The organism is Clostridium polyendosporum (assembly GCF_018332455.1).
Lineage (GTDB): Bacteria > Bacillota > Clostridia > Clostridiales > Clostridiaceae > Clostridium_AY > Clostridium_AY polyendosporum.
This window is the reverse complement of the sequence record NZ_BOPZ01000051.1, coordinates 1-10,403: the sequence shown is the minus strand read 5'-3', so window position 1 is coordinate 10,403 and position 10,403 is coordinate 1. Positions and strand designations below refer to the sequence as shown.

The window sequence follows — 10,403 nt, the reverse complement described above, 5'->3', positions numbered from 1 at the left end:
AATTTAAAAGTTTAATCTCTATGCTCTCAAAAGAATTGCTGTACTTAATTTCCTCTGTTTAATTTTCAAAGACCAAGTTATTTTTGCATGTCATCAACTGACTGCTTGACTATGTTATCAGCTTTTCGTTTCTCTGTCAACAACTTTTTTTATAATTTTTAAAGTTCAATTGACATCTATAGAGAAACTACTTTTAGTTTGCCGAGTTGAATCGACAAGTGATATCTTATCACATCTAAAGCTGTTGTCAACACTTTGTTGTTGACCTCTCTGCCGCTTGCTCACCGCAGCGACATCAACTATCTTATCACATAAACTAATAACAAAAAAGTGCTTTTATATCGTATTATCAAAATATCTCGATATTTATCTTTTTTGCTCACTTATTGTCAATCATCCTAGTAGTGACACGCTAGGTAGATTTATACGAAAGATATGATTACTATAACTAAACTTAGTGCGAATTAAAGCATCTATCAATATATTAAAATAACTATAATCAAAAATAGAAGAACAAAAAATATTAATATAAGTATGATAGTACCTAATATTATTCCTTTCTTCACTATAAAGATAACTTTTCAAAAATTATAACTCTTCCCTTTTATTGATAATATATAACTAATTTAGTTTCAAATATTCATATACAAAGTCTACATGTGTAAACATCTTTCTAACCACAGGGGCTGCATCCTCTCCACTATTTATGGCATGTGCATACTCAAAGATTATAGTATGTTTGCCTTACCTATGGAGGATCCAGGTATCTTAACTCCTTATATTGGAAATACACTTATTACACTTTTTGTTCTCTGTTTTACGTTTTTCAAATCAATGAAAGTGGCGCTAATAAATCAATAAGTCATGTGAAAGGAATATTACCTACTGTTAATGCTACCCCGAAATCTTCAATAATGAGATTGTATTTTACTACTTTAATGTCAAACTTTTATCTAATACTACAAAAAAGTTGATTTTTGGTAATTTTATCTATATTATTTATTAAAAGAGAGATAAAAAAATAATAAGCAAAAGAACTAAGGAGTGAGTCAGTTATGAAAAAAACAAGGAACTTGGTAGCTGCATTATCAATTTTAGGTGCATTAGCATATAGTGGACATACTGCTCATGCAGCTGAATTAAATAGTGTTCATACAAAAGAAGCTGTTGAGTATGTTCATCAACATTTTGCTAACAACAAATCTATTGGTTACGGTTCTAACCATAAAGTAGTAAAGAGCATTCAAAGTGTTCTTGGGAAGTTGGGATATGATGTACCTGTAACAGGAAAATTTGGTGCTCGTACAGCAAGTGCTGTAAAGAGTTTTCAAAATCAACACGGTATTAAACCTACTGGAACCGTTGACAGCAAAACAGCAGCAGTTATGATGGAAGATTTAACAGTATTTAATAAGCAAGAAACACTACAATCTATCAACACGTTGGAAACTGTTAGCTATGGGTGTACAAACCCAGTAGTTAAGAGTATCCAGGTAGTTTTAAATAGCCTTGGATATAATATTCCAGAAACAGGCTACTTTGGAGTTGTTACACAAAATGCCGTTAAGGACTTCCAAGGAAAACATGACCTTAGAAAAAATGGTATTGTTAATGCTTCAACAGCAAATGCCATTATAGAGGCAGCTTCACAGCAGAAAGTTAGTTCTGCTGCTCAAAAAGCAACAAAACAGACACTAAACTTAAGTTCAAAAACAAACTACTATGTTAAGGTAGACACAAACAAAGAAAGAGTATATGTCTATCACAAAACTAATGGTTCATGGAGCCAAATAAAAGAGCTTGTATGTTCTACAGGGGCTCCAACAAACCCTACAATAAAAGGAATCTTCGCAACTACAGGTGCAAAGGATACCAGCCTAAGAATACGCCATAAAAATGAAGATATCTATGTTAATTATTTTACTCAAATAAAGGGTAACTATTTGTTCCATTCTGTCCCATTAGATAAGAATGGAAATATTACTGATGGTAGATTGGGGCAAGCTGTTTCGGCTGGTTGTGTCAGATTATCTATCGAAGATGCTAAATACATATACAATATAATCCCCACAAACACGACAGTAAAGATAATTTAAAATAAGGCTATGCTTAAGAATAGCGTTGGTATTATAACATTATTAAAAGGAACCCTAATGTAATGGGGTTCCTTTCGTTCGTAAAATAAGAATTATGCGATAAGCCCAGGAATAGAAATAATTAAAATCTCCAAAATGCCTATTTTCTGAACTTACTACTTGTTCACTACTTTCATCATCTCAAATAATGCAGGGGATATAGAAGTCATTAAAATTTAGGTACCTGTTGCTAAATCCAGAATAGCATGACCAATCATCAACGATCCGAGTTCTCTCTTTTTACAATAAATAATTCCTAGTACTAACACTAAAGGCAAGAATGACAGAAATCTAAGCAAGATATGTTTCCAATCATATAGTAGGGGGATGAAACTATGCTGCAAAGCATAGAAAAACGTTGGATATACAATTGATAGTATTTTATTGTCTGTAATTTTTTCAATTCCATTTAGTGAATATCCAAAATATAAAGGTAGTTCAGCAAATACTATGGTTAAAGGTAAAAGTATAACATTTATTGCTGCAAGCCAAATAGGAATGGGTTGAACCATTGTTACAGGCACATAGCCATAAACCATAAATCCAAATCCATACATTCCTCCAATTCCCAATGAAAGCATTAGTACAACAATCAACAATGTGTATTTCAGATTGTGTTGGCCACTTTGATAACAAATTAGTTTCTTATATGTAGTACCTTCACTTTTACAAATAATCATTAATAAAACAATAGTAATAATATTGCAAACAGTACATATTATAGACCACCATTGACTTACTTGTTCCAATGACTGGTTGGTTAACATTGCAAATAACACTTCGACCATAATAAATAAAGCACTTCTAAATAACGGTAGTATAAACGGCCCCACTCTCCTCATTCTACCATCTCCCCATAACTCACAAATACCGAGTACATAAATAAAATATTATGATATTCAACACTATTTTTAAACAAAGCTTTAAGAAAAGAGGATTTTTATAGTGAAAATCGAAATATTGAAATTACTATTTATTTATAAAGTACGACTTATATCTTTATAAGGATGAATATATTATTTATAGATAAATAGTTATGCAAGATTAATGAAATAAAGACATAATGCATGAAATAGTACATAAATGTATTTACAATTATTGTAGTAAAAACTTTATGAAGTATGTTAATAAAAAATAATATCATATAGGAGGATTAAAAGTGAAAAAAATAATAGTAATTATGATTACACTAGCCATAATACTAACAGGATGCTCAGATGAAAAGAAACCTGTTAATAATACCGTAACTGAAAATACTTCATCTGAAAAGAAGCCTACTAATGATACTGTAGCTGAAGATGCTTCATCAAGTGATAATCAGCAATCTCAGCCACAGCCAGAAAATACTTCTGAAAGTGCTAAAGACACTAATAGCAATACAAATTCCAATTTACTTGAAAACATAGATACTACCAAAAGTCAATTTGAAAAAGGTTATTATGATTATCAAGGGACTATAAACAACAATATACCGATTCATATGAGCCTTTATCCATTAGATAAGGATATAGTTGGTGGTTACTTTTATGACAGCAAGAGAATAGAACTTCAGTTAAAAGGGAAAGCAGGGGAAAAAGATATTGTATTATATGAATATAATGAGGCTGGGAAGAATACAGGTATTTTCAAAGGAACAATGACTACTGTTGATAAAATAAAAGGTACATGGATGAGCCCTGACAACAAAAAAAGTTATCCGTTCGTATTGTCGCTTTCAACAGCTCTTCCAGGAGCAGAGTATGGTAAAAGATATGCTTCGGCATTAGGAACAACCAGCGACCAAGAAACAGAGGCTTTTGTTACCAATATTCAAAATTGCGTGTTAAAGAATGATAAAAAGCAGTTGGCTGAATTAATACATTATCCTATTACTGTAAACATTGATGGAAAAGCCACAAGCATACAAAACAAAGAAGATTTCATTAATAATTATGATAAAATTTTTTATCCCGATTTTAAACAAATAATTAGTAATGCTTTTACAAAATATATGTTTGCAAATTGGCGAGGGGTAATGTTTGGTGATAACCGATACAATATGTGGATTAGCAAGACAATGCTTGAAGATGGTACTAAAAAGGTAGTGATTAGGTCTATAAATAATTAAGACCATGTAACTTCTTTTTCTTAAAATATGCATTAATGGACATCAAAATGAACTTCCCTTAAAAATTATCGTTTTATAAACATTATTCTTTAACAGAGCCTAAAATAGAATTAGAAAAGTCAAGAGAACTCTCTTGGCTTTTTGTAGTTTTGTGTACGTGAAATTCATGTATTTTCTAATTTAAGTGTTATGACCTTTGGAGCATAGAATTCCTGTAAATCAAAGCACATTCTATAAACATAGAACATATGATAATTTTATAAGTCTATGAAAGGAATGAGCAATATGTATAATGATTATGAAACATATCCATATCCATGTCCTTATTGCGTAAACACACCAAGGTATAACTCAGATGTTATGTATAACGCTTATAGAGCGTATCCATGTCCTTACTGCGCTAATACACCGATGTATAACCCATACTTTTCGAATCAGTTTACTAATCAGCATATTCCTTTTACTAGTGAAATGGAGTATGATTCAAGATTTGATTTTTGGGAATCTCCAAAGGATGGTTGTATAATTCAATTGATGGATTATGGACCAGAACCGTTTGTAGTTAATATTGAGGAGGCTACTAAGCAAAACGATGCTTTTCGTACCGTTTTATGGACAGGTAGCCATTTGCAACTTACCTTGATGAGCATCAATGTTGGGGAAGACATAGGTTTAGAGATTCATCCCGATATTGATCAATTCATACGTATTGAAGAAGGTCAAGGACTTGTTAAAATGGGTGATAGAAAAGATAAGTTGGATTTTCAAGAAAAAGTCTATGATGATTTTGCGTTCATCATACCTGCTGGTAAATGGCACAATATAATCAATACAGGTAATAAACCACTTAAATTGTACTCTATTTATGCGCCACCTCAGCATCCACTAGGTACAGTTCATGCAACTAAAGCAATTGCAGAAGCTGCTGAATAGAACTACGGCCATTAATATCAAAAGTGACTGTGAAAAAAAGTCTTTAAAAATAGCTTTCTATGGTAAAATCAAATTATCATAGGAGGCTGTTTTCTATGGCAAGAAGAAAGAATTCAATGAGCGAAGGAAAAAAGAATATCGTTACAGATGTACCCCATAAAACAAAGGGATCGGGGAATACATAAGTTTGTAGTTTTACGCAATATACCTCATCTATTAGTTTAAATAACCTCACCTACAAGCTTTTCAAAGAGCACTAAAGTTTTACTAAAAATAGCTTATATATCCTAACAAACTTTCTACTGTCAACATTGCATTAATAGGATATATAAGCTATATTACTTTTTAAAATTATTCTAATATTTACCTACCATGTTCCAATCTCTTTCTATGCCTGGTTCTCCACTTTTCCAATTTGGGGGAATTGCAAGATTAGTCTTTTTGTTGTATTGCAGTGCTTCAACAACTCTTATAATCTCATCAATGTTTCTTCCAACAGAAGGTGGATTAATAAATATTGCTTGAATGACTCCTTCCGGATCTATTATAAAAGTAGCTCTGTAGGTGAATCCTTCTTTCTCATTTAAAACACCATATTTTTTTGACACTTCCTGTGATCTATCCGATAAAAGAGGAAAATTGATTTTTCTACCTGATGGTGAAACTTGTGTAAATATTTTGTGTGAATATATGCTATCAGTGCTTATACCAAATATTACTGTATTTAATCTTTTAAATTCATTCATTTTAGCAGCAACTGCTGCAAGCTCTATAGGTCAAACAAATGTAAAGTCAGAGGCATAAAAAAATACTACCGTCCATCTCCCTCTTTGCTCGCTAAGATTTATCTTGGTTCTTTCACCTCCAAGAACACCTTCTAAACTTAAATCAGGAGCTAAGTCCCCAATTTTAAGGCAATTGCGTGACGCATCTGTCAATCTTTCTGTTGAACTCTCTCTTTCACTTCTATCTTGATGAAAATATGGTATAGAATTATACCAACAATAATATGGAAGCTGTTGATAATGATATTTCATTACTTCCTCCTAAAAAATTCGTTCTGTATCATACTATGCATTTTAAAACCGAAATGCACACCGTCTTAACAAAAAGAATATTATAAAATATGCATGCTAATTTGGATGTATATTTTTATTGCTATTATTTAGAAAGGTGCTACCGCAATGTCCGCAGATAACCCTTCCTGCAAAGGGATTATCAACTGTGGCATAGACAGACCTTACCTCTAGAGAACCTACTCTCAGCCACTCCTTTCGTAACCTCTGAGACATAGGTATTTAAGGTAAGGTCTTCTTTTAAATAATGGCTCTGTTTTAATACAATGTTGAAATATTATATAAAATAAGAGGGTGAATGTAAACTCACCCTCTTATTCGCTTTTTAAGAAAATTGCAACTTACTTATGTTTTTATTTAAATGCAACGTATTGTCCCTCATATTCTGCTAATAAAGTATCTTGATTATAACAAGACACGTTGAGTTTTAATCTCCCTTTTTTATATTTAGTATACATTTGTAGGAATTTTCTTTTACTCTCTTCATCTGTTAACTCGCACTCTGCAATAAAATCTTCTTTAATAGGTACTAAGTAATTTATATTACTTTTTTGGATTACAATATGAGCATCTGGGTCTATTCCCTTAATATTTGCAAACATCATTGCCCAACCACAAACAGTCATTAGAGAATTTATACTTCCCCCAAATGCTGTTGATTTATGATTTATATTTGGTTCTAACTTCGCTGAGATTCCTACTTTTGATGGTGTGAACTCTATAACACTAAATTCCATTGCTTTTGTAATTGGTATTAGTTGATGTAATAATTGCTCAAATTCATTTTTATCCATGTTAACCCCCCATGTTTCCTTATCAATAGTTTTTATTAATTTTAAACACATCAGAATATTTAACAATTGTTCATTTGCAATCCTAATATTATATACTTATTGTAACATAATTACAATAAAATGTATGTTGCTACACAAATATCGGTTGTCTTTCTTTGAATTCAGTTATCTTAGTATAAGAATAAGGTATATTACTTTGAACGATAAAATTTTTAGTTCTTATCGTTTCTTTTTCTGCACTAAATAATTGAAGCCGTTTAAACCAGTACATATAATTAGAGATATACTTAGTGGCAACACCATTAAACCTACCAATCCATTTCTTCAAATTGCTGTGTAGAGCGTTGATGTGTTGTATATGATATAAACCCTTCTTTATACTTACCTCTTTTAATTTTCTTGTGGTCTAAGGACATATCTATTGCAATAAACCCTCTGTTTTACGAAAATCATTTTAATATATTATTATAATTTAAAAGTTACCACAATAAATCATAATAACAACATTAATTTATTTTTAAGACTCTGTTCTAAAAAGATGTGTAATATTATGAAAAAAACACTTGAAACAGTACAAAGAAATATCTACTATTCTTATGAATACCTCTAACTTTAGATTTGCAGTCACTTTCTTTTATCTATCTCATAGTATATAGCGATATAAAAGCATACTAGGAGGATTAATGTGATATATTTTTGTCCTATTTATAGTCAATGGTTTAGATACTCCAACGATGGTAATCTTAACTATAGTGGATACTTACCTCCTGGGCACATGAGGGCTGAAGTAGCAGATCAAACAATCATCGATAAATGGAATACCATCCCCATCCCTCCTGCACCTGAACTCAAATCAGTAACAGTTGATCCAAAAAACGCCGCACTTTTAATATTAGATATGGAGACCTCTATATGTAAAAGCTCTCGCTGTATATCCTCTATCCCTAGTATTTATAATTTATTGACTAAAGCCCGCAAAAGTGGCATGCTAGTTGTCTATAGCCTTATACCTATGGGAAATCCTCAGGATATTGCCAGGCAGTTAGCGCCTTCCTCAGGTGATCCTATTGTGAAATCAAGCGTAGATAAGTTCTATAAAACCAATTTAGAAGAAGTATTACAGCAAAAAGGTATTAAAACTGTTATAATTACTGGTTATGCCGCCAATGGTGCAGTCCTTCACACATCTACTAGTGCTGCCTTCCGCGGTTTCAATGTTGTTATTCCCGTTGACTGCATGTCTGCTGATAATCCTTATGCCGAACAATACACTGCATGGCATATGCTCAATGCTCCTGGAACTAGAAATCGGGCAGTCTTAACAAAAGGTAATTTAATTAGCTTCTTGCAACTATAAGTTTACTAATCCTAAGATTTATATTCTTGGTGGAGCTATTCACAACCTATCAAAAAAAACATAACCGCCTGTAAGCAGCTGTTTAATCCACTTATAGGCGGTTATGAATATCAAGTTTACTTCATCTGGATGTAACGGTCGTTGGAAATATTAATATTAATTTTATTAAGCAAACAAAAAAACCTTTCCTAAAAAGGAAAGGTTTTGGTGACTCACCGGGGAATCGAACCCCGGACACCATGATTAAAAGTCATGTGCTCTACCGACTGAGCTAGTGAATCAAATTTGGCTGGGATGGCAGGATTCGAACCTACGCGTACCAGAGTCAAAGTCTGGTGCCTTACCGCTTGGCGACATCCCAATATATGGGGTGAACGATGGGATTTGAACCCACGACAACCAGAGCCACAATCTGGTGCTCTACCAACTGAACTACGTCCACCATATATGGTGTGTCTTAAGGGATTCGAACCCCTGGCCTACGGCTTAGAAGGCCGTTGCTCTATCCAGCTGAGCTAAAGACACATATTATTTAATGGAGCGGGTGAAGGGAATCGAACCCTCGTAGCTAGCTTGGAAGGCTAGAGCTCTACCATTGAGCTACACCCGCAGGTGGTCGGGGTGACAGGGATTGAACCTGCGACCTCATGGTCCCAAACCACGCGCGCTCCCATCTGCGCCACACCCCGATATATGGTGTGTCTTAAGGGATTCGAACCCCTGGCCTACGGCTTAGAAGGCCGTTGCTCTATCCAGCTGAGCTAAAGACACATATTATTATTTTTAATGGTGCAGGTGAAGGGAGTCGAACCCCCACGCCATAGGCGCTAGATCCTAAGTCTAGTGCGTCTGCCAATTCCGCCACACCTGCATGTTTTAAATTTTATTAAATTGGCGACTCAGAAGGGGCTCGAACCCTCGACCTCCGGCGTGACAGGCCGGCACTCTAACCAACTGAGCTACTGAGCCATATATTTTGGTGGGCACAACAGGGATCGAACCTGTGACCCTCTGCTTGTAAGGCAGATGCTCTCCCAGCTGAGCTATGCGCCCAAAACAATGGTGGAGGAGAGTGGATTCGAACCACTGAAATCGTCTGATAACAGATTTACAGTCTGCCCCCTTTGGCCACTCGGGAACTCCTCCATATTGGAGCTGGCAATAGGAATCGAACCTACAACCTGCTGATTACAAGTCAGCTGCTCTACCGTTGAGCCATGCCAGCATATTATTCTTTTGTTTTTTATTTTAAGTGGTGGGCACAACAGGGATCGAACCTGTGACCCTCTGCTTGTAAGGCAGATGCTCTCCCAGCTGAGCTATGCGCCCAAAACAATGGTGACTCCTAGGGGAATCGAACCCCTGTTACCACCGTGAAAGGGTGGTGTCTTGACCGCTTGACCAAGGAGCCATATTAACCTGGCAACCTCCTACTCTCCCACACAGTCTCCCGTGCAGTACCATCGGCCTCTTAAAGCTTAACCATCGTGTTCGGTATGGGAACGGGTGTATCCTCTAAAAGCATCATTACCAGATGAAAATTACATTTATTATGTTGACACTATTGAGTCAATACTTCTTTTATAAAATGGCTCCGCGGAGAGGGCTCGAACCTCCAACCTATCGGTTAACAGCCGAGTGCTCCACCATTGAGCTACCGCGGAACATTGTGTCCTTTGATTTTCAAAGGATACCTAGCAACCTCCTACTCTCCCACACAGTCTCCCATGCAGTACCATCAGCCTCTTAGAGCTTAACCATCGTGTTCGGTATGGGAACGGGTGTATCCTCTAAAAGCATCATCACTAGATGAAATTTCCTATTAATTCATTCATTGCTTTTCTATACTACTTGTACACAAAAAGTTGAAATTTTTGATGAAATTTTATTCCATCAAAATTGCACATAAGTTTTAGCCTTTTTTATTGGTCAAGCCCTCGACCTATTAGTATCAGTCAGCTCAACATGTTACCATGCTTACACCTCTGACCTATCAACCTT

General features: G+C 34.7%; 7 protein-coding genes, 15 tRNA genes, 3 rRNA genes and 1 pseudogene. 4 read left to right on the top strand and 22 right to left on the bottom strand.

The window, feature by feature from the left end:
* The first annotated feature begins 1,055 nt into the window (after positions 1 to 1,055).
* Entirely contained in the window at positions 1,056 to 2,096 is a 1,041-nt protein-coding gene (locus tag CPJCM30710_RS17070; RefSeq protein ID WP_212905347.1) for a L,D-transpeptidase family protein, read from the top strand.
* Between the two features lie 215 nt (positions 2,097 to 2,311).
* Here CPJCM30710_RS17070 and CPJCM30710_RS17065 read toward each other — a convergent pair whose 3' ends face one another.
* On the bottom strand, positions 2,312 to 2,977 hold the full coding sequence (locus tag CPJCM30710_RS17065; RefSeq protein WP_212905346.1) for a CPBP family glutamic-type intramembrane protease: 666 nt from the start codon (positions 2,975 to 2,977) through the stop codon (positions 2,312 to 2,314).
* Positions 2,978 to 3,294: 317 nt separating this feature from the next.
* Between CPJCM30710_RS17065 and CPJCM30710_RS17060 the strand changes: the two genes are divergently transcribed.
* Positions 3,295 to 4,242 carry a hypothetical protein gene (locus CPJCM30710_RS17060; RefSeq protein ID WP_212905345.1) on the top strand — a complete coding sequence of 316 codons (948 nt, stop codon included), beginning with the start codon at positions 3,295 to 3,297 and terminating at the stop codon, positions 4,240 to 4,242.
* A 285-nt stretch (positions 4,243 to 4,527) separates the two neighbouring features.
* Positions 4,528 to 5,175 (top strand): cupin domain-containing protein, encoded by a 648-nt coding sequence (locus tag CPJCM30710_RS17055; RefSeq protein WP_212905344.1) that lies wholly within the window; start codon positions 4,528 to 4,530, stop codon positions 5,173 to 5,175.
* Between the two features lie 356 nt (positions 5,176 to 5,531).
* On the opposite strand, the gene CPJCM30710_RS17950 is transcribed toward CPJCM30710_RS17055, so the two are convergent.
* The 3 genes and pseudogenes from CPJCM30710_RS17950 to CPJCM30710_RS17945 form a co-directional block, all read right to left on the bottom strand.
* Positions 5,532 to 6,212: a peroxiredoxin gene (locus CPJCM30710_RS17950; RefSeq protein WP_246503578.1), complete on the bottom strand. Its 681-nt coding sequence runs from the start codon at positions 6,210 to 6,212 to the stop codon at positions 5,532 to 5,534.
* Between the two features lie 392 nt (positions 6,213 to 6,604).
* A complete protein-coding gene (locus tag CPJCM30710_RS17040) occupies positions 6,605 to 7,045 on the bottom strand; it encodes a YiiD C-terminal domain-containing protein (RefSeq protein WP_212905341.1) in 441 nt (146 codons plus the stop codon).
* Positions 7,046 to 7,175: 130 nt separating this feature from the next.
* Positions 7,176 to 7,470, bottom strand: a pseudogene (locus CPJCM30710_RS17945) (IS1595 family transposase); the annotation flags it as partial.
* A 260-nt stretch (positions 7,471 to 7,730) separates the two neighbouring features.
* Between CPJCM30710_RS17945 and CPJCM30710_RS17035 the strand changes: the two are divergent.
* The gene (locus CPJCM30710_RS17035) at positions 7,731 to 8,402 is read left to right on the top strand and encodes a cysteine hydrolase (RefSeq protein WP_212905340.1); all 672 of its coding nucleotides are present in this window, start codon (positions 7,731 to 7,733) and stop codon (positions 8,400 to 8,402) included.
* 205 nt (positions 8,403 to 8,607) lie between these two features.
* Here CPJCM30710_RS17035 and CPJCM30710_RS17030 read toward each other — a convergent pair.
* The 18 genes from CPJCM30710_RS17030 to CPJCM30710_RS16945 all read right to left on the bottom strand — a co-directional run.
* A tRNA-Lys gene (locus tag CPJCM30710_RS17030) sits at positions 8,608 to 8,683 on the bottom strand.
* A 5-nt stretch (positions 8,684 to 8,688) separates the two neighbouring features.
* Positions 8,689 to 8,763 (bottom strand) — tRNA-Gln (locus CPJCM30710_RS17025).
* Positions 8,764 to 8,768: 5 nt separating this feature from the next.
* Positions 8,769 to 8,844, bottom strand: a tRNA-His gene (locus CPJCM30710_RS17020).
* Between the two features lie 6 nt (positions 8,845 to 8,850).
* A tRNA-Arg gene (locus tag CPJCM30710_RS17015) sits at positions 8,851 to 8,927 on the bottom strand.
* Between the two features lie 11 nt (positions 8,928 to 8,938).
* Positions 8,939 to 9,012: transfer RNA gene (locus CPJCM30710_RS17010), tRNA-Gly, on the bottom strand.
* Between the two features lie 3 nt (positions 9,013 to 9,015).
* A tRNA-Pro gene (locus CPJCM30710_RS17005) sits at positions 9,016 to 9,091 on the bottom strand.
* Between the two features lie 5 nt (positions 9,092 to 9,096).
* Positions 9,097 to 9,173, bottom strand: a tRNA-Arg gene (locus CPJCM30710_RS17000).
* Positions 9,174 to 9,189: 16 nt separating this feature from the next.
* Positions 9,190 to 9,273, bottom strand: a tRNA-Leu gene (locus tag CPJCM30710_RS16995).
* 21 nt (positions 9,274 to 9,294) lie between these two features.
* Positions 9,295 to 9,371 (bottom strand) — tRNA-Asp (locus tag CPJCM30710_RS16990).
* Positions 9,372 to 9,379: 8 nt separating this feature from the next.
* Positions 9,380 to 9,455, bottom strand: a tRNA-Val gene (locus CPJCM30710_RS16985).
* A 7-nt stretch (positions 9,456 to 9,462) separates the two neighbouring features.
* Positions 9,463 to 9,548: transfer RNA gene (locus tag CPJCM30710_RS16980), tRNA-Tyr, on the bottom strand.
* A 4-nt stretch (positions 9,549 to 9,552) separates the two neighbouring features.
* Positions 9,553 to 9,627: transfer RNA gene (locus CPJCM30710_RS16975), tRNA-Thr, on the bottom strand.
* Between the two features lie 28 nt (positions 9,628 to 9,655).
* Positions 9,656 to 9,731: transfer RNA gene (locus tag CPJCM30710_RS16970), tRNA-Val, on the bottom strand.
* Positions 9,732 to 9,738: 7 nt separating this feature from the next.
* A tRNA-Glu gene (locus CPJCM30710_RS16965) sits at positions 9,739 to 9,813 on the bottom strand.
* A 6-nt stretch (positions 9,814 to 9,819) separates the two neighbouring features.
* Positions 9,820 to 9,937, bottom strand: a 5S ribosomal RNA gene (gene rrf / locus CPJCM30710_RS16960).
* 54 nt (positions 9,938 to 9,991) lie between these two features.
* Positions 9,992 to 10,066 (bottom strand) — tRNA-Asn (locus CPJCM30710_RS16955).
* A gap of 28 nt (positions 10,067 to 10,094) precedes the next feature.
* Positions 10,095 to 10,212: ribosomal RNA gene (gene rrf, locus CPJCM30710_RS16950) — 5S ribosomal RNA — on the bottom strand.
* A 115-nt stretch (positions 10,213 to 10,327) separates the two neighbouring features.
* Positions 10,328 to 10,403: ribosomal RNA gene (locus tag CPJCM30710_RS16945) — 23S ribosomal RNA — on the bottom strand; the annotation flags it as partial.

Excerpts from the sequence above, each read along its gene's own strand:
- CPJCM30710_RS17070 (WP_212905347.1), top strand. The coding sequence starts at position 1,056 with ATGAAAAAAACAAGGAACTTGGTAGCTGCATTATCAATTTTAGGTGCA.
- CPJCM30710_RS17065 (WP_212905346.1), bottom strand. The coding sequence starts at position 2,977 with ATGAGGAGAGTGGGGCCGTTTATACTACCGTTATTTAGAAGTGCTTTA.
- CPJCM30710_RS17055 (WP_212905344.1), top strand. The coding sequence starts at position 4,528 with ATGTATAATGATTATGAAACATATCCATATCCATGTCCTTATTGCGTA.
- CPJCM30710_RS17040 (WP_212905341.1), bottom strand. The coding sequence starts at position 7,045 with ATGGATAAAAATGAATTTGAGCAATTATTACATCAACTAATACCAATT.